General features: G+C 35.2%; 23 protein-coding genes. 16 read left to right on the top strand and 7 right to left on the bottom strand.

What is annotated here, in order from left to right:
• Positions 1 to 21: 21 nt before the first annotated feature.
• From ABJF08_RS01065 to ABJF08_RS01050, 4 genes are all read right to left on the bottom strand, one after another.
• Positions 22 to 936: a type IX secretion system membrane protein PorP/SprF gene (locus ABJF08_RS01065; RefSeq protein WP_348114198.1), complete on the bottom strand. Its 915-nt coding sequence runs from the start codon at positions 934 to 936 to the stop codon at positions 22 to 24.
• A gap of 252 nt (positions 937 to 1,188) precedes the next feature.
• The gene (locus ABJF08_RS01060) at positions 1,189 to 2,178 is read right to left on the bottom strand and encodes an endonuclease/exonuclease/phosphatase (RefSeq protein ID WP_348114197.1); all 990 of its coding nucleotides are present in this window, start codon (positions 2,176 to 2,178) and stop codon (positions 1,189 to 1,191) included.
• A 225-nt stretch (positions 2,179 to 2,403) separates the two neighbouring features.
• Positions 2,404 to 3,003 (bottom strand): TetR family transcriptional regulator, encoded by a 600-nt coding sequence (locus tag ABJF08_RS01055; RefSeq protein ID WP_348114196.1) that lies wholly within the window; start codon positions 3,001 to 3,003, stop codon positions 2,404 to 2,406.
• Positions 3,004 to 3,057: 54 nt separating this feature from the next.
• The gene (locus ABJF08_RS01050) at positions 3,058 to 4,404 is read right to left on the bottom strand and encodes a cytochrome c peroxidase (protein ID WP_348114195.1); all 1,347 of its coding nucleotides are present in this window, start codon (positions 4,402 to 4,404) and stop codon (positions 3,058 to 3,060) included.
• Between the two features lie 93 nt (positions 4,405 to 4,497).
• Here ABJF08_RS01050 and ABJF08_RS01045 point away from each other — a divergent pair, with 93 nt between their 5' ends.
• Positions 4,498 to 5,253 carry an alpha/beta hydrolase gene (locus tag ABJF08_RS01045; protein ID WP_348114194.1) on the top strand — a complete coding sequence of 252 codons (756 nt, stop codon included), beginning with the start codon at positions 4,498 to 4,500 and terminating at the stop codon, positions 5,251 to 5,253.
• 91 nt (positions 5,254 to 5,344) lie between these two features.
• On the top strand, positions 5,345 to 5,590 hold the full coding sequence (locus ABJF08_RS01040; RefSeq protein WP_348114193.1) for a hypothetical protein: 246 nt from the start codon (positions 5,345 to 5,347) through the stop codon (positions 5,588 to 5,590).
• On the opposite strand, the gene thiL is transcribed toward ABJF08_RS01040, so the two are convergent.
• Positions 5,581 to 6,624, bottom strand: coding sequence for a thiamine-phosphate kinase (gene thiL / locus ABJF08_RS01035; RefSeq protein WP_348114192.1), 1,044 nt, complete (start codon positions 6,622 to 6,624; stop codon positions 5,581 to 5,583). The two genes, ABJF08_RS01040 and thiL, sit on opposite strands and share 10 nt — an antisense overlap.
• Positions 6,625 to 6,793: 169 nt before the next feature.
• Here thiL and ABJF08_RS01030 point away from each other — a divergent pair, with 169 nt between their 5' ends.
• The 13 genes from ABJF08_RS01030 to ABJF08_RS00970 all read left to right on the top strand — a co-directional run bounded on the left by ABJF08_RS01030 (position 6,794) and on the right by ABJF08_RS00970 (position 16,620).
• Positions 6,794 to 7,123 (top strand): iron-sulfur cluster assembly accessory protein, encoded by a 330-nt coding sequence (locus ABJF08_RS01030; protein ID WP_104514713.1) that lies wholly within the window; start codon positions 6,794 to 6,796, stop codon positions 7,121 to 7,123.
• A 49-nt stretch (positions 7,124 to 7,172) separates the two neighbouring features.
• On the top strand, positions 7,173 to 8,621 hold the full coding sequence (gene sufB, locus ABJF08_RS01025; RefSeq protein WP_348114191.1) for a Fe-S cluster assembly protein SufB: 1,449 nt from the start codon (positions 7,173 to 7,175) through the stop codon (positions 8,619 to 8,621).
• A gap of 28 nt (positions 8,622 to 8,649) precedes the next feature.
• Positions 8,650 to 9,087: a component of SufBCD complex gene (locus ABJF08_RS01020; protein WP_348114190.1), complete on the top strand. Its 438-nt coding sequence runs from the start codon at positions 8,650 to 8,652 to the stop codon at positions 9,085 to 9,087.
• Between the two features lie 5 nt (positions 9,088 to 9,092).
• Positions 9,093 to 9,845 carry a Fe-S cluster assembly ATPase SufC gene (sufC, locus tag ABJF08_RS01015; RefSeq protein ID WP_348114189.1) on the top strand — a complete coding sequence of 251 codons (753 nt, stop codon included), beginning with the start codon at positions 9,093 to 9,095 and terminating at the stop codon, positions 9,843 to 9,845.
• A 73-nt stretch (positions 9,846 to 9,918) separates the two neighbouring features.
• Positions 9,919 to 11,232, top strand: coding sequence for a Fe-S cluster assembly protein SufD (gene sufD, locus ABJF08_RS01010; RefSeq protein WP_348114188.1), 1,314 nt, complete (start codon positions 9,919 to 9,921; stop codon positions 11,230 to 11,232).
• Between the two features lie 22 nt (positions 11,233 to 11,254).
• On the top strand, positions 11,255 to 11,956 hold the full coding sequence (locus ABJF08_RS01005) for a hypothetical protein (RefSeq protein ID WP_348114187.1): 702 nt from the start codon (positions 11,255 to 11,257) through the stop codon (positions 11,954 to 11,956).
• Positions 11,943 to 12,713, top strand: a complete 771-nt coding sequence (locus ABJF08_RS01000; RefSeq protein ID WP_348114186.1) for a hypothetical protein — start codon at positions 11,943 to 11,945, stop codon at positions 12,711 to 12,713. The genes ABJF08_RS01005 and ABJF08_RS01000 overlap by 14 nt, the downstream gene beginning before the upstream one ends.
• 141 nt (positions 12,714 to 12,854) lie before the next feature.
• Complete coding sequence (locus ABJF08_RS00995) at positions 12,855 to 14,102, top strand: cysteine desulfurase (protein ID WP_348114185.1); 1,248 nt, start codon at positions 12,855 to 12,857, stop codon at positions 14,100 to 14,102.
• A gap of 27 nt (positions 14,103 to 14,129) precedes the next feature.
• The gene (locus ABJF08_RS00990; RefSeq protein ID WP_348114184.1) at positions 14,130 to 14,534 is read left to right on the top strand and encodes an META domain-containing protein; all 405 of its coding nucleotides are present in this window, start codon (positions 14,130 to 14,132) and stop codon (positions 14,532 to 14,534) included.
• Entirely contained in the window at positions 14,534 to 14,959 is a 426-nt protein-coding gene (locus ABJF08_RS00985) for a SufE family protein (protein WP_348114183.1), read from the top strand. Before ABJF08_RS00990 ends, ABJF08_RS00985 begins: the two co-directional genes overlap by 1 nt.
• Position 14,960: 1 nt before the next feature.
• Positions 14,961 to 15,281 (top strand): iron-sulfur cluster assembly protein, encoded by a 321-nt coding sequence (locus tag ABJF08_RS00980; RefSeq protein WP_104514142.1) that lies wholly within the window; start codon positions 14,961 to 14,963, stop codon positions 15,279 to 15,281.
• Between the two features lies 1 nt (position 15,282).
• Positions 15,283 to 15,795: a DUF2480 family protein gene (locus ABJF08_RS00975; RefSeq protein WP_348114182.1), complete on the top strand. Its 513-nt coding sequence runs from the start codon at positions 15,283 to 15,285 to the stop codon at positions 15,793 to 15,795.
• A 108-nt stretch (positions 15,796 to 15,903) separates the two neighbouring features.
• Positions 15,904 to 16,620 (top strand): molecular chaperone DjiA, encoded by a 717-nt coding sequence (locus ABJF08_RS00970; RefSeq protein WP_348114181.1) that lies wholly within the window; start codon positions 15,904 to 15,906, stop codon positions 16,618 to 16,620.
• 33 nt (positions 16,621 to 16,653) lie between these two features.
• Here the strand turns inward: ABJF08_RS00970 and ABJF08_RS00965 are convergent, their stop codons facing one another.
• Entirely contained in the window at positions 16,654 to 17,412 is a 759-nt protein-coding gene (locus tag ABJF08_RS00965; protein ID WP_348114180.1) for a hypothetical protein, read from the bottom strand.
• A gap of 85 nt (positions 17,413 to 17,497) precedes the next feature.
• On the opposite strand from ABJF08_RS00965, the gene truB reads away from it, so the two are divergent.
• Complete coding sequence (gene truB / locus ABJF08_RS00960; protein WP_348114179.1) at positions 17,498 to 18,205, top strand: tRNA pseudouridine(55) synthase TruB; 708 nt, start codon at positions 17,498 to 17,500, stop codon at positions 18,203 to 18,205.
• On the opposite strand, the gene ABJF08_RS00955 is transcribed toward truB, so the two are convergent.
• On the bottom strand, positions 18,202 to 18,675 hold the full coding sequence (locus ABJF08_RS00955; RefSeq protein WP_348114178.1) for an LEA type 2 family protein: 474 nt from the start codon (positions 18,673 to 18,675) through the stop codon (positions 18,202 to 18,204). The genes truB and ABJF08_RS00955 overlap by 4 nt on opposite strands.
• Position 18,676 lies beyond the last annotated feature (1 nt).

The raw sequence follows: 18,676 nt of genomic DNA, 5'->3' as shown, positions 1-18,676 counted from the left end.
TTGTATTCTTTGCTGTTTGAATTAGAAGAAACGTGGAGACTGCATCACTTTACGTGGGAACGCTAGGCCGAAGGTTACAAACACCTCGTGAGAACTGTTAGATACCACAGAGATATCTGACACTACACGGTCATATGCATATCCTACTTTTACGTTATCAGTAACATTCATTCCTATTAAACCACTAAATGAATCTTCCAGACGATAAGAAACACCTACTTCAAATTTCTCATTAAACAACACGTTTGTGTTTAAATCAAAACTTATCGGAGAATCAAATGCACCTTTTACTAATACGTGTGGCTTTAATTTAATGTTATCTGCAACATCAAATACGTATCCACCTGTTACAAAGTAATGTTGTGTTTCACTACCAAATTCTAAACCGTCCTCATCTAAGTGAGTACTCTTTAACATATTAGGAACAGAAAAACCAGCATACCAGTTAGATCCATATAAAAATGCACCTGCACCTAAGTTAAGGTACGTCTCATTAAGTTCTTCAGAAAAAAGTGGATCACCTGGTACCGTAGTCTGTACAGTATTCAAGTTTACATCAAAAAATGTAAGTCCAGCTTTAAGACCTAGAGCAAGTGTAGTTTCTTTACCAACTTGAAGTCTATAAGAAAAGTCACCATAGGCATTAGTCTCGTGAACCGGTCCTATATTATCAGAGATGATCGAGAGACCTAAACCTGTGCGCTCACCTATAGGTGAACTACCTGAAACTGTAATAGTCTCTGGCGCTCCATTAACACCAGACCACTGCTGCCTGTATAATGCTGTTATATTTAAGCCATCTTGTGTTCCTGCATATGCCGGATTGATAACATTCTGATTGTACATGTACTGTGTGTACTGAGGATCCTGTTGTGCGTGCACTACGCTAGTAGCAGCGATAGAGAAAAAGAGCCCCATTGCAAGTAATTTTTTCATTCTCACAAAGTTAGTTTTAAGGTTGTGTTATAGTTTTGTCTGGCTAAATATAGTCTGAATTATTCCAATTAAAGGACTTCTACTGTTCTTATTTTCGCTTTCGCGAAAGCGAAACTACAATCTAACAATAAAATTCTGTTTAAAAGATACTATTCATATATCTAGAATCGTGAATATATAAAAAATCTAAGCCTAGATCTATTTAACAATTTCATAATAGATTAAGAGCTGCATTTCATAGTTAAATAACATTTAGTTACGTCTGAATATCGCAAAAACAGGAAAATGATCACTATATCCACCTTTATAATTACGCCCCACAAATGTTCTTGCTGGCTGTCCGCGGTATTTTCCTTTCCACTGCCTTAACATAATATCATCAAAGATATCTGCTTTATAAAAATAAAGTGAATCTGGTACGTCATTATGTAAACTCTCACTTACCATAATCTGGTCAAAAAGGTTCCACTTAAACTGATGATTTAAAGAACCACGATGGAATTTTTTTAAAGGTGCAGTAACATTATCAAAACCGTTAGGTAAAATTCCTTCTCTAATACTATTATTTTCTGGGTCATCATTAAAATCTCCTATTATAATTACATGATGAGACGCCTCTATTTCTAGATCGTTTCTAAGTCTTTTGGACTCTATATCTTTAGTCTTTATGTGATGCATTAATTGTCTAGCTACCTCGATCCTTTTATTATCGGTAGTTTCTGCACCGTCACGTCTGGACGGCCAGTGATTCACATAAATACGTACAGGTGTACCAGCTAGAACACCTTCTACATATAGTATATCCCTAGTAGTATCGATCACACCCTGCTCATCTTCTAGATGAATATTTACTGGCTCAGAATGTGTGGGCTTAAAAACGGTAGTGTCATATAAAAACGCAACATCGATACCACGCTCATCTGGACTGTTGTAGTGGATGTAATCGTAATTATGGTTGGCAAGTTTGGGTTGCGAGACTAGATCGTTAAGCACCTTTTTGTTCTCCACCTCTGCCAGTCCTATTATCGCAGGTAGTTTACCAGTTTGTTCATGACCTATTCTACTAATAGCGTCACTTATTCTAACTAGTTTTTTTTGATACCTACTTTCTGTCCATTGTTTGCGGCCAAATTCTGTAAATTCCTGATCCATAATAGAAGGATCATTAACTACATCAAATAGATTTTCTACGTTATAAAAAGCAATCGTGTACTGTTCAAATGACTGTGATGGTATGGACAACTGAAGATATTTTAGTTTTCAAATGTAATCTATCTAACAAGCTTTTAAAATGATTCATAAAGTAATTTAAAGGACACTATGTTCTTAAAAAACAATACCGATAACTATGTATAGATCTTAAAACATAATGAAAACCATAAATATCACCTCATCAATTACCTGATCGTTAAGCTAGTGTATTACTTTGAGAGTTAATTAAATTATTGAGTTTATTCTATTCTCTAGTTACTTTACAGCAACTAAAATGCTTTGATTTAAATTTCTTAAAAAATCTATACCTGTAGTAATTGCATCATTATTGCGCTCTAATTTGCTCATCATCATAGCACCTTCTAGCGTGGCAATATAAACGTGGACCATTTGATCTACATCAGTATTTTCTTTAATATGATTTCGCTTTTTTGCACTTTCCATTATCCTACGCAATGTAGATTTAAAAGTAACCAGCATGCCGAAGGATTGCTGTCTTAAAACTGGGTTTGCATCATCACTTTCTACTGCGCTGTTAAGTAAAGGACAGCCACCAGCGTATGGCGGATTCACTAGATAATTTTTAAAAAAAGTAAAAAACACCTCTATCTTAGACTCATAACTAGTCGCGTCTTTAATTTCTTTATTAAGAATATCAAACATTTGACGACCTAGGCTTCTCAATGCCTGTTGTTCTAAGTCTTCTTTATTTTTAAAGTGTTTGTAAATAGCACCTTTAGTTAAACCAGTTGCTGTGGTGATATCACTTAAAGACGTTGCTTTGTAACCTTGTGCATTAAATAGGTTGGCACTTTCTTTTAAAATCGTTGCTTTAGTATGCTCTGGATCTCTCATGGCATAAAGATACCGCTTGGTATTTTAATATGCAACTAGCTTTTATTAGACGGTTTAATCGCAGCCTAGATCTATTTTACTTTGATCGTCTGCATTAGGAAAACAATTCCCAGACTTAACAGACTCTGGTACATAACGCAATAACTCGGCATCATAAAGACTGTTTTCTATAAAAAATACTAGATCAGAAATCTCTTCTTCGGTTAAATCTATAGCTCCTTTTTCTACAGCTAGATTATTAACTGCATTATTATCTTGAAGTGAAATATCATTTTTATAACGTATCACCTCTTCTATAGTACTAAAAGTAGAACCGTGCCCATAAAACCCTGCGTCTTTTAAATTATATAATGTTGGGGTTTTAAATTTATAATCGTCAGCACTATTTCCTGTAAAACCGCCACGCCCTTTCTTCACATCTTCAAAACCAGCATCATCTAATACAACGGCATCGATAGAATCATCAAAATGACCAAATCCGAATGCATGAAATTCCTGATCTTTTAAAGCAGGTCCTGTGTGGCAGTTCATACACTGTCCTTTATCTGCAAATACTATCGCACCTCTTTTTTCTCTTTCAGTAAGCGCTGTATAATCCCCTTTTAAATAAAATTGCCATCTAGAACGATTAGCTAATAAAGTTCTATTAAATGCTGCAATAGCTAGCGCTGCGTTTTGAGGCGTATATCTATCTGCCTCGGCGACATCTTCAAAAGCCTTATTAAACAACCACCTATATCCATTATTATTTATAAACTCTTCGTCTATTTTAAGTCTGTGTGTAGTCTGTCCTACCAGACCTTGCATTTCTACTCCTTGAAATCCTAGACTATTTTCTGGTATACCTGCAGCTGTCCATCTGGATTCTGTACCTACATTAGGTCCTGTCGCACCTAGCATACCGTTCCATAAAGCTGTTTCTTGATAAGCTACATTTAATAACGTAGGTGGTCGCACTGGTTGTAAGTCTACAGAGTCTAACGGCATAGTAAGATCTATACGTCTACCTTCTCCCGCAAAACCAAAACCTACACCTGACTCTCCTACACCTTGTCTTAAACCTGAATAAAAACTAGAGGCCACAGGATGACAAGACGCACAAGAATAAGTACCTTCCATCTGGTCCATTTTAGGTACACCTCCAGCAGCTGTTTCATGAACTAAAAACTGTCCCAGAGCTACTTTATACGTATTTAATGGATTTAAAGGATCTTGCGGAATGGCATTAAAGTCATCACTCTCTGGTAAAATAAAGAATCCTTTTCCCTGCCCATTTGCGCGCTCTTCTAATAATTCATCGAGTCGTATATCTAATTCTGATCTGGCTATTTCATAATCATCGGTGTCATCACAAGACATAAGAAGTAGAAATACAATACTTAGAAGATAAAATTGCTTCATAACAGGCTGGTTTTGCCGCTAATTTAACTAAAATTTCACAGTCGTGATATTTTTGTGATATTTAAGAATCGATCCAGAGACTACCTTTGCCTCATGGATAGATTACATTTCGATTACGTAAAGAGTCAGAAACCTGTTTTACTTTTAATACATGGCTTTTTAGGCAGTATGGAACAATGGGATTATCTAGAAAATGGACTATCTAATCATTATTCACTTTTAAAAATTGATCTACCAGGTCACGGTAACAGCCTAGAATTTACATCTCCGTACTCTCTAGAATCGCTTACCTTATTGATAGATCGCATACTTATAGAAGAGGATATTGAAAAAGTAGCTATTCTAGGTCATAGTATGGGTGGATATTTAGGTTCCGCTTTCGCGAAAGCGAGACCTCAAAAAGTTTCTTCACTTACCTTATTAAATAGTATAGCTGGAGAAGATTTAAAAGAAAGAAAATTATTGCGAGATAGATCCATTAACCTAATAGAAAAACATCAAGAAGCTTATGTAAACATGGCAATAAGTAATCTTTTTTCTGTTACAGAAAGAGAATTATATGGTAATCGCATCGAACTCATGAAAGAACAAGCCTATTCCATTACTATTAAAAGTATAGTACAAGCACTGGTATGCATGCGTGATAGAAGAGATCATCTTACCGATTTACAAAAGGCTCAGGTAGTAGTAAATTATATCTACGGCACAAAAGACCAGATAATCGAACCTAATCGTATAGAAAAAGAAGCTAACTATCTTAATTCTAATGCATCAAAGGTTAATTGTGGGCACATGTCATTGTTAACAAATGCTGAAGACATCCTTAAAAAAATGCATTTAATCGAATAATTGTGCGTTTAGACAAATTTTATTAACAATTTGACTTACATTAGGGTGCTTAATTCTAACCAGAATACTACTACCCTAATTCTCCCTATCGATGCGTAAAAAATATTCCCTAATTAAGGCCGTAAGATGTTCAATTACAAAGCACAACTACCAGGTTTCTCATGTAGTTAATGAACGCGTTCAAGAAATGTGTTGTACTAAATGCGGTAAACAAATTACTAATACTATTTATGGCGAAGTCGTGCCGCTTAACGACTTACATTCACAAATAAATGAAGCATTAAACGACATGGCTCGTAAAAGACAAAAGGCAGGGTTACAAGTCTCTTATTCTTGAAAACTATTCCATCCCATAGCTCTTATAGGAATTTGCTCACCACCACGCGTCACTAGATTAGTCCCTAGAGAAGCATCTACTACGTGCCCTATAATGGATAGACTTGGGTTTGCTTTAATTTTAGGAAAATCTTCCTGCTTTACAGTAAACAGCAACTCATAGTCTTCACCACCGCTTAAAGCAATAGTTGTGCTATCCAGATTAAACTCTTCACAAGCAGTAATAACCGTAGGGTCCAGAGGTATTTTATCCTCATAAATAGTAATCCCCACATCACTGTGTTTACATAAATGTATAATTTCAGAACTTAAACCATCAGACAGGTCTATCATACTAGTAGGTAGAACATCTAGCTCTTCTAGTAATTTAGGAATATCCTTTCTCGCCTCTGGTTTTAACTGGCGTTCTAATAAATAGCTATACGCATCTATATCTGGCTGGTTTTGTGGATTTGCTTTAAAAACAGCTTTTTCTCTTTCAAGAATTTGAAGTCCCATGTAAGCAGCACCTATATCACCAGAAACCACTAGTAAATCACCATCACTTGCACCTTTTCTACGCACTATTTTTTCTGCATCTTGCTCACCTATAGCAGTTACAGATATAACAAGACCACTTCTAGAGGCTGTTGTATCACCACCTATTAAATCTACATTATAAGTTTTGCACGCCATCTCTATACCTTCATAAAGCTCTTTTACTGCCTCTACAGGAAATCTGTTAGAAATAGCAATAGAAACCGTTACCTGTGTAGCAACCGCATTCATGGCATAAACATCAGATAGATTTACCATAATCGCTTTATAACCTAAGTGCTTTAAAGGAGCATAACTTAGATCAAAATGAACACCTTCTACCAGCATGTCTGTGGTAACTACGGTAGATTTAGAGTGATTTAATACAGCGGCATCATCACCTATACCTGTAACTGTAGAAGAATGAGAAATCTCAAAATTCTTAGTTATAAAATCAATAAGGCCAAACTCGCCTAAGTTCTCTACAGGAGTACGTTGTGGATTTTTATCTTCTATCATATTGCAAAATTACGATATAGCCCACAATGACAGCATAAAAAGAACCTAATCTTTAAAATATACCTAGCAATAAACAGATTGTATATCACTATATGAGAATATCATGACTCTCCAATGTTTACCGTTCTTAGTGTCGTATATTTGTATGCATTTTAAACAAGCAATTTATATGATAAGTGTATCAGAAACTGCAAAGATTAAACTTACTCAATTAATGAGTGAGGAAGGTTTTACAATAGGTCAAGACTTTGTACGCGTAGGCGTAAAGAGTGGTGGATGTAGTGGACTTTCTTATGACTTAAATTTTGATAAGGCAACGACAGAAACTGATAAAGTTTTTGAAGCAAACGATGTTAAAATAGTAGTAGATAAAAAGAGTTTTCTTTATTTAGTAGGTACTACACTAGAATTTAGTGGTGGTCTTAATGGTAAAGGTTTTGTGTTTAACAACCCAAATGCACAGAGAACTTGTGGTTGTGGAGAGTCGTTTTCTCTATAAAAACGTTAGGTAGTGACGCTTTCGCGAAAGCGGAATTAAAAGAAAATATATGTCAAAGTATACAGAAGAACAATTAGAAAAAGAGCTTCAGAATAAGGAATATGAGTACGGTTTCTATACTGAAATGGAATCAGACACTATTCCTATAGGTTTAAGTGAAGAAGTGATACGCATTATTTCTGCAAAGAAAAATGAACCACAATGGATGCTGGACTGGAGATTACAAGCCTATCGTGTATTTATCGAGATGGAAGAGCCAGAATGGGCAAATGTAAATTATGAAAAACCAGATTTACAAGCTATCTCTTATTACTCTGCTCCTAATTCTAAACCTAAGTACGACAGCCTAGACGAAGTAGATCCAGAATTACTAGAGACTTTTAAGAAGTTAGGAATATCTATCGACGAGCAAAAGAAACTTGCTGGTGTAGCGATGGATATTGTAATAGATTCAGTTTCTGTAGCGACTACATTTAAAGAAACGCTTGCTGAAAAAGGGATTATTTTCTGTCCTATTTCAGAAGCAATACAAGAACATCCAGAATTAGTGAAAAAACACCTAGGAACTGTTGTCCCACAAAAAGACAACTACTATGCAGCTCTTAACAGTGCTGTGTTTTCTGACGGTTCTTTTTGCTACATTCCTAAAGGTGTAAAATGTCCTATGGAACTTTCTACCTACTTCCGTATTAATGAAGGTGGTACTGGACAGTTTGAGAGAACACTCGTTGTTGCAGACGAGGGTAGTTTTGTATCATACCTAGAAGGTTGTACAGCTCCATCACGTGATGAAAATCAGCTACACGCTGCTGTAGTAGAGTTAATCGCTATGGACGATGCAGAGATCAAATATTCTACAGTGCAAAACTGGTACCCTGGTAATGCCGAAGGAAAAGGTGGTGTATTTAACTTTGTAACTAAACGTGGACTTTGTGAGAAAAACTCAAAAATCTCATGGACACAAGTAGAAACTGGTAGTGCTGTAACCTGGAAATACCCAAGTTGTATTCTTAAAGGTGACAACTCTGTAGGAGAGTTTTATTCTATCGCTGTAACTAATAATTACCAGCAAGCCGACACCGGTACTAAGATGATTCACTTAGGTAAGAATACTAAAAGTACTATTATCTCTAAAGGTATTAGTGCTGGTAAATCTCAAAATTCATATCGTGGTCTTGTTAAAATAGGTCCTCGTGCGACTAACGCTCGTAACTTCTCACAGTGCGATAGTTTATTAATGGGTAATGAATGTGGTGCACATACATTTCCATACATAGAAAATAGCAACAGTACTTCAAAAATAGAACACGAGGCAACAACAAGTAAAATAGGTGAAGACCAGATTTTCTATTGTAACCAGCGTGGTATCGATACAGAAAAAGCAATTGCCCTTATCGTAAATGGTTTTTCTAAAGAAGTATTGAATAAGTTACCTATGGAATTTGCAGTAGAAGCGCAAAAACTACTAGAAATAAGTCTAGAAGGATCTGTAGGATAAAGACCGATAACCAATTAATTTATTGAATATGAAACGATTAATCGTTTTTAGTTTTTTAGTATTAAGTATAGCTTCTTGTAAAAACGAGAGTGAGTCTACCGAAGAAACTGTAGTAACAAAAGAAGTGAAAGAAAACGCACTTCCAGAAGGAGAACAACTTTATAGAGGTGAATTTATTTACCTAAAAGACGCTGCTGTTCTTACTACAAGAAACGAGATCTATGCCGTAGAGATCAATGATAAAATGCGCGAACTTAACGAGGTCGCAAAAGCATTGAAGAAAACGGAATTTGACATGGTAAATGTCGTTATACATGGAACAATACAACCTAATCCAGTAAAAGCTGAATTAGGTGAAGGATGGGATCAAATGGTATCCATCACAAAGATTATAGAAGTAACTCCAGCAACAAGTGCAAACGTGATTAAGACTGGAAAAACGTTAGATATTAAAGAAGTTAAATAACAGATATGTTAAAGATTAAAGACCTTAAAGCAACTATAGAGGGAAAAGAAATCCTTAATGGAATCAACCTAGAGGTAAACGCAGGAGAAGTTCACGCAATAATGGGACCTAATGGTGCTGGTAAATCTACACTAGCAAATATTATCGCTGGTCGTGAAGAATACGAAGTTACTGGTGGAGAAATATCTCTAGAAGGTGAGGACATTGCAGAATTAGATCCTGAAGAAAGAGCTCACAGAGGTGTTTTTCTTTCTTTTCAGTATCCAGTAGAGATTCCTGGTGTTTCTGTAACTAACTTCATGAAAACCGCTATCAACGAGACTCGCAAGGCTCAAGGTAAAGATGACATGACCGCAAAGGACATGTTAAAGATGATACGTGAGAAGTCAGAGCTTTTAGAAATAGACCGTAAATTCCTTTCTCGTTCATTGAATGAAGGATTTTCTGGTGGAGAGAAAAAACGTAACGAGATTTTTCAAATGGCTATGTTAGAGCCTAAACTTGCTATTCTTGATGAGACGGATTCTGGACTAGACATCGATGCTCTACGTATCGTGGCAAATGGTGTGAATAAGTTAAAAAACAAGGATAACGCAACTATCGTTATCACACACTACCAGAGACTTCTAGACTATATCGTTCCTGATTTTGTACACGTTTTATATAAAGGACGTATTGTAAAATCTGGTGGTAAAGAACTAGCTTTAGAATTAGAGAAGCGTGGTTATGACTGGATCAAAGAAGAAGTAGAAGCATAAATTTAATAGGATTGTGATGATCTCGCTTTCGCGAAAGCGGAAACAACATCCAACTCTTTAAACAACAACAATTATGAGTTTTAAAGACCATATTCTTTCTTCTTTTATCGCCTTAGAAAATGAGGTAGAAACTAATAACTACGTGCATAAACTACGTGGTGAGGCATTGAAAGATTTTGAAAATCTAGGAATTCCACAGCGTAAAGAAGAAGCATACAAATACACTTCATTAAAATCTTTATTTAATAAAGACTATAGCCTGTTCCCTAAAAAGGAAACATCTATCGATTATGGAGATATTAAAAAATACCTGGTACATCAAATTGATGCTTACCGCATTATATTCATAGACGGTATTTATAGTTCGCATCTTTCTCAAACTACACATGATAAATTTGACGTTTGTTTAATGTCTAGCGCATTAAATAATCCTAAATACGCATCTGTAATTGAGAATTATTATAACAAACTAGCGACTAAAGACGGACTTACCTCTTTAAATGCAGCGTTTGCAAAAGAAGGTGCTTACATACACATAGGAAAAAACATAGCGGTAGAAAAACCTATCGAGATCGTTTATTTCTCTACAGGTAATGAGGCAGAGATGATGACGCAACCTCGTAATCTAGTAGTAGTAGGAGAAAATTCTCAAGTACAAGTTATAGAGAGACATCAAAGCCTAAGTGATAACGCTGTTCTTACTAACTGTGTTACAGAAATATATGCTGCAAAGCGTGCTCTAGTAGACTGGTATAAAATCCAGAATGATAAATTGAGTGCATCTTTAATAGATCACACATTTGCAGAGCAAAAAGACAACTCTGAGGTACGTATTCATACGTTCTCATTCGGTGGTAAAGTAACTCGTAATAACTTGAGTTTTTATCAGCGTGGTGAGCACTGTAACTCTGTACTTAACGGTGTTACTATTATAGAAGGTAAACAACATGTAGATCACTCTACACTAGTACACCACACAGCGCCTAATTGTGAGAGTTTCCAAGAGTACAAGCAAATCTTTGATGAGCGTGCTGTAGGAGTTTTTAATGGTAAAGTTCTTGTAGATAAGATCGCTCAAAAGATCAACGCTTATCAACAAAACAATAACATACTAGTAAGCGACACTTCTACTATTAATGCAAAACCTCAATTAGAGATCTTTGCAGACGATGTAAGATGTTCTCACGGTTGTACTATAGGCCAACTAGACGAAGAAGCATTGTTCTACATGCAAGCTCGCGGTATTCCTAAAAAGGAAGCTCGTGCATTACTGATGTTTGCCTTTGCAAATAGCGTTCTAGAAACCGTTAAAATTCCAGAGATTAAATCCCGTATTACTAAGCTTATTGCAATGAAGCTAGGCGTAGAGATTGGGTTTGATTTGTAAGAGAGTTTAATCAACCCAAAGCGTGACTGATATATTAATCCCAGTATTATTCTTTTTGGTGATTTTTTCACCTGTTATTTATCAATTGGTATTGGTACTTAAAGAAAAAAAGAATGGCACTGGGATTAACTTTAAACGGCTTAAACTTATTTTAAAAATAAGTCTAGCATCCATTATCCTAATCGCAATTTTTATAGCTATTTTAAGTCATACAAATTATCTGGACTATAAAAAACCAATGACTTTTGATCAATATGAAGACATAACATTTAAAGATTTTAAAGGCATTGAACTTTTTAAAAAATCTCTTTATGGTAATGAAAGGTTTGCATACATATATACAACCATTGATTACGATATAAATGAAGATCATATTTTAATTCAATCCTTTTTCCACCCTTCTAGATCATTTGTTTACGATCAACAAACCTATAGTGAAGAGTTATTAAGACATGAAAAATATCATTTTAAAATAACCGAACTATTTACCAGAAAAGCAAAACAAGAAATCTCAATATTATCTTACACAAGCAGTAGTGAAGTGCTTGATATAATAGAAAATACTTATTTAGAGGAAAGAGAATTTCAAAAAAAATATGACTATGATACCTTTCATAGTTATGTCCTAGGTGAGCAAAAGAAATACGAGCGCCAAATCGATAGTTTATTATTAGATTTACAATCGTTCAACAATCCCAAAATTATAATAGATGTTCAAAATTAAAGGTGTCCTACTCATACTTACATTATTTATATTAAGTAGTTGTGAAGAAAAAATAGAGCATGAGTTTCCAACAGAAAAAAGATATTGGGATACTAAAGACTATCATTCAGCTATATTAGAACTAAGATATGGATACAAGCAGGATGAAAAACTACCTACATTAGATGACCCAACAACTAGACTAATAGTAGAAAAACTCACAGATCAACAAAACTTTAAGGTAGTATTGGACGACACCGAATTAGGCGGAAAACACAGAAATGAAATTGGCCAAGATTTCTTTGAAGAATATAGAGGCATGAGCCAAATATATACCGCAAGAGATCGTAAAGATAATTATCTTTATGATATAGAAATGCTTGCCGTTGAGCAATTCGGTTTAGCACTTCAATTACGATACTTTAAATTAGGTAATGATCAAGTTAAAGAGCAAGCAGATGATCCTAATTCCTCAAGTGTAAAAAACACAGTAAATAAAAACATAAATGTATTAATTGGAAACTATTTACTGTACCTAGATGAAATCAATAATGAAGATGCATTTTCCACTACAGGTAAAGACAAACTCGCAAAAGGCATTGATACTTACTTCACACTGTTGATTAACACCTATCCAGACGCAAATTTAAAACGCATTAAAAATAAAGCTGAATTGATGTTGAAAAAAAGTGAATCTAACTCTATCAAAAAATCACTAGAAGATATAATCAATTTAATTGATTCTAAACAAACTAAGGATCAACCAGAGAATCACTAAACAATGCTGCGTAGAGATTGGGTTTGATTTGTAAGAGAAACTATTTACTTATATATTAAAAAATGCCTCATCAAAAGATGAGGCATTTTTTATAGAGAGATTTTACTCGAGTACAACAGAATATCTTCCTCCAATTTAACAATGCCTTCACGACTAGATCGTACCTTTGCAGGTATGCTAGACATCAAGAAAATAAGAGCTGACTTTCCTATCCTAAACCGCAAGGTAAATGGATATTCATTAATCTATTTTGATAATGCTGCGACTTCTCAAAAACCGCAACAGGTTATTGATAAAATTGTTGAGTATTATTCATTATATAACGCAAACATACACCGTGGTGTACACGCATTAAGTCAGGAAGCAACAGATTTATTTGAAGAAAGCCGTGAGAAAGTAAGAGCCTTTTTTAATATCGCTCATACTAAGCAAGTCATCTTTACTTCAGGTAACACACATTCTATTAATGCTGTAGCAAACGGTGCTCATGCCTTTGTAAAAAAAGGAGATGAAGTGATTCTTAGTGCTGTAGAACATCATTCTAATATCGTCCCATGGCAAATGTTGTGTGAACGTGTAGGAGCAACTATAAAAGTGATACCTGTACTTGATAATGGAGAGCTGGACATGGCAACTTACCATCAATTACTTAATGCTAAAACCGCTTTTGTAGTTGTAAATCATATTTCTAATGCGTTAGGAGTTACTAATCCGGTTAAGGAAATTATAGATGCAGCACACGAGCATGGAGCAATGACACTTATTGATGGTGCACAATCTTGTGGACACATGAAGATAGATGTACAAGCTCTCAATGCAGATTTCTACACCATGGCTGGTCACAAAATGTGTGGTCCTACAGGAATAGGGATTTTATACGGTAAAGAAGAAGCATTAAACGCATTACCTCCTTATCAAGGCGGTGGCGAGATGATAGACCAGGTAAGTTTTGAAAAAACTACCTATGCTGGTTTACCACATAAATTTGAAGCAGGAACACCTAATATAGCTGGTGGTATTGCATTAGGTGCAGCTATAGATTACTTAAATGAAATAGGTATGGATGACATCGCTGCCTATGAAAATGAGTTGCTTATTTATGGAACAGAGCAAATTAAAACCATTCCAGGAGCAAAGATCTTTGGAGATGTAACTGACAAAGCTGCTGTGATAAGTTTTAACGTTGCTAGCCTACATCCTTATGACATAGGGACCATCGTAGATAAACTAGGTGTTGCTGTAAGAACTGGACACCACTGTGCGCAACCAGTCATGGAGCGTTATCAAATACCTGGAACCATAAGAGCTAGTTTTGCATTTTACAATACCAAAGAAGAAATAGATGTTATGGTACAAGCTTTGCAACGTGCTGTAAATATGTTATCTTAACTTTTAAGATAATTTAAAACAAATTATATGAAACTAACTACTGCAATACTCGTTTTAATGACCCTTATGGTTACCAGCTGTAAAGATATAGATGCTATTAACGGTGATTATGATATCACTGTGGTAGGTAGCAACGACTACTCTGCTCATGATGTTACGATGACTATAGAAATAGGCAAAGAGAATAAGATTTCTGGTAAATCTGCTTGTAATGGATACTTCGGTACTTTTAAAAACCCTGAAAATAATCAAGTAGAAATGGGAATGATGGCAGGCACAAAAATGTACTGTAAAGAAACTGCGGCCGTAGAAAAAGATTATTTAAATCATCTATCTCTAGTAACTGCTGTAAATAAAACTAAGACTGGACTAGACTTACTTAACAAAGATGGTGAGGTAATCATAGTTGCAGTAAAAAAAGAAACTAAGTAATGGCAAGTATTCAAGAAATACAAGAAGAAATCGTAGAAGACTTTTCTATGTTTGACGACTGGATGCAGCGTTATGAATATATGATCGATTTAGGAAAAAGCCTTCCATTAATAGATGAGAGTCTTAAGACTGAAGATCGCATTATTAAAGGTTGCCAGTCTAAAGTATGGGTAAATGCAGAGCTTGTAGACAGTAAAATCGCTTTTACTGCAGACAGTGATGCTATTATCACAAAGGGTATTATCGCCATTCTTATAAGAGCATGGTCGGGACAGAAGCCTGCAGATATTATTGCTGCAAATACAGATTTCATAGATGAGATAGGCCTTAAAGAACACCTTTCTCCAACACGTGCAAATGGACTCGTGTCTATGATTAAACAATTAAAAATGTATGCGGTTGCATATCAAACTCAAGTAAATTAAGATGGAAGAAGTAAACGGACAAGAATTAGGAGAGAAAGTAGTAAAAGTACTTAAAACTATATATGATCCAGAAATACCTGTAGATATCTATGAACTAGGTTTGATCTATGACGTTATGGTAAGCAGCGATGCCGAAGTAAAAATACTCATGACTCTAACATCTCCTAACTGCCCAGTAGCCGAAACGCTACCAGTAGAAATAGAAGAAAAAGTAAAATCACTTAAAGAGGTAACTGATGCTGAGGTAGAGATCACTTTTGATCCACCATGGAGCAAAGAATTGATGAGTGAAGAGGCAAAACTTGAATTAGGAATGCTTTAAAATGCAAGAAGAAATCATTAATCGCGTAGCAAACTCTAAGTTAAAGAACTTTGACTTAGAAGATTTTTACGCGCCAGGTTCTCGTACAGTTATTGATATTTCTCAATGGCTATTAGAAGGAATGGTTTTGATAGAATCCCGCTTTCGCGAAAGCTTAAACACAACAGACTTTACCGTTTATAATGAACATTACGTTGCTATAATCTGTAGCACAGACGCTATTGTACCACAATGGGCGTGGATGTTAGTACAAAGTCATTTACAAGGAATTGCAAAGAAAGTAGTTTACGGTTCTCTAGAACAGTTAGAAACTGAAATTTACAGAGAGGTGATTCAAAACCTAGATGTGAGTGAGTTTAAAGACGCACCGGTTATAGTAAAAGGCTGCTCTAATAAACCTGTTCCTGTTGCTGCTTATGGTATGATTACTGAAAAGTTACAGACCGTTGCACGTTCTATAATGTATGGTGAGGCCTGCTCTTCTGTACCGGTTTTTAAACGTAAGAAAAAATAGCGATAGCCATTTTGTCACGCTATAATAGACATTTGTTAATGGCACATTCCTTGAAAAGAATATCCTAGAAACGAGAGTATTCTCGTGATTACAACAGTACCCTACCATATGCAAATTTTAAGTTATATCGCTATATTTTTTGTTCTCAGATGGCTTTACAACACCTTTTTAAGTGATGGAAGCTCTCAACAAAGAAGAACAACTTATTCAGGTAATCCATATCAAAGAAGCACTACAGTAAGTCCGCAAGATTTTGAATTGAACTTACTTTCTTTAACCTCACTAGTCATTAAGGCAGATGGTAAGGTGACACAAACCGAGCTGGATTATGTAAGACAGTACTTTGTGAGTTCTTATGGTAAAGAAAAGGCAAATGCTATTTTTAGAGTATTTAACGACGTTGTTAAAAAACGTGAAGTAAGTGCTGCTAGAATATGTAATTACCTCAACGCAAGAACTAGATATGAATCAAGGTTGCAAATTCTTCATTTCTTATTCGGTATTGCAAAGGCCGATGGTCATGTAAGCACAGACGAGATACGTGTCATACAACAAATAGCTGGTCATTTAAGACTTACAGAGCGTGATTTTATTTCTATAAAAGCCATGTTTGTTCAAGATCAAGATAACGCTTACAAGATTCTAGAGATAGATAAATCTGTACCAGATCATGAGGTGAAAAAAGCCTACAGAACTATGGCAAAAAAATACCATCCAGATAAATTAATGGATATGGATGAGGCTTACCGCAAAGGTGCTGGTGAGAAATTCCGCAAGGTGCAAGATGCTTATGAAACTATACGCAAGGAACGTGGCATGAGTTGATAAGTTTGGGATTTCTTAAGGTTAGGCTACTTTTCAAAAGAAGTTATTTGCATAATTGGGACTTTCAAATTCAATCCATTCAGCTGATTCTAAAAGCTCACCTTGATTTGTAACTGGTGTAAATTGTACTTTGTAACAAGTTTTAGCCTCAAAAGAAAACGCTCCTGCACACATTCCGTGACCCACAATTAATGTAGCATCTTTAGATTTTAAATAATACGAAGAACTCTCATTTGTTTTAAGATTCACTACTTCCGTTCGATACCATTTGATATATTGATCGTCTTTTAGAATTTTGAAACATGCAAATTCTGCTGATCCACAACCTAGATCCATGAAAGAATTTGATTCAAATTTAATCTCAAGTTCTGAATCTCCTATTTTTTTCGATTTACCTTTAACTGCTTTCCATGAGAAATTTTTAAAGCCAATTTTTTTTCCTAACACTTTAATATTATTATCATTTTGATCAGAGTAAACAAGTTTATAATTCTCATTTAATTGCAAGCTTTTACAAGGGTAAAAAATAGCTTGAGTAAGTCCATATTGTCCTTTTAAGATTTCTTGCAGATGAAGATCAATTATAAATCCTTCTGAATCTTTTAGATAAAGATATGAGTCTTCCAATCCCATGATTAACTTTTGATCCATAGCATAGCCTTCCATGATTAACATTGAATTTAGTAATAGTTCACCTTGATCAGGATAACTATTTAATTCATGAGCCGAACAATCTGCCCGACTTAATTGAATAGAAATGACTAAAATTAAAAAACAAGCAATATTTTTCATGAAAATAATTTTGAATCATACTATCAATTATTATTCCTAAAAGAAATACTAAACTTTCCTCGCAAATTTCTTTCCTTTGCAACCTATGCAAGATCTAGATAATCCATATTTAAAAGGCCAAGTATTATTAATCGACAAACCATTAGAATGGTCTTCTTTTCAGGTGGTCAATAAGTTGCGCTGGTTGATAAGAAAAGAATATAAGATTAAGAAAATAAAGGTAGGTCACGCAGGTACATTAGATCCGCTAGCTAGTGGGCTTCTTATTATTTGCACAGGTAAGGAAACTAAGAACATAAACACTTACCAGGCGCAAGAAAAAGAATACACCGGTACAATAACACTAGGTAGTACCAGACCTAGTTATGATATGGAAACTGAGATAGATCAAACCTTTCCAATAGATCAACTTACAGACGAGTTAATTAAAGAAACTACCGCACAATTTACTGGAGAGATTCAGCAAAAACCGCCTATTTTCTCTGCGATTAAAAAGGATGGAAAACGTCTTTATGAACTAGCACGCGCTGGAGAAACCACAGAGATAGCCTCTAGAGCAGTTACCATTCACGAATTTGAAATTACAAGAATTGAATTACCAGAAGTAGATTTTAGAATCTCCTGTAGTAAAGGAACTTATATCAGATCTATTGCACACGACTTTGGTGCCGCATTAAACAATGGTGGTCACTTATCTGCCCTTAGAAGAACAGCCATAGGTAATTATCGAGTAGAAAATGCGATGACTATAGAAGGTTTTGAAGATCTGGTTAAAACAGACGCTGCAGACTAGAAATTAAATTTTACTGGAACACTTAAACTGTCTACCACTGGTACAGTAAAGTTGACAGCTCCTTTACCTACTTTTATACTACCTTGATACTTTACGTCTACCTTTTGACTTGCAAGTATTTGTAGTGCTGCGCCTAGAAATCCTTTCCCTTTCTCTCCATAAACTTCTTTAGGATTAATAGAAGTGCGTATAGGGAATTCAAATTCAGCATTTGCTGGCATGACAACATCTTCATGCTGATTTACAGTCGCTGTTTTCTTGCCATTTATATATACATCAAAGTCTGCCTCTTTAAGATTAAGACCGACGCTGTTAGGATTAAAAAGGACACAAGTAGCAACTACATCTAACTGACTAGCCGTTGCTTTTTCTAACTGAGCATCTTTAATTTCTACAAAGACGATGTCTTCATATGGATTACCACAAGAACTTAGAAATATAAATACTAGAAGAATAAAAAGCTTTTTCATG

Source organism: Nonlabens sp., from assembly GCF_039941875.1.
Classification (GTDB): domain Bacteria; phylum Bacteroidota; class Bacteroidia; order Flavobacteriales; family Flavobacteriaceae; genus Nonlabens.
The sequence above is the reverse complement of the archived record's forward strand: the minus strand, read 5'-3'. Positions and strand labels throughout refer to the sequence as shown.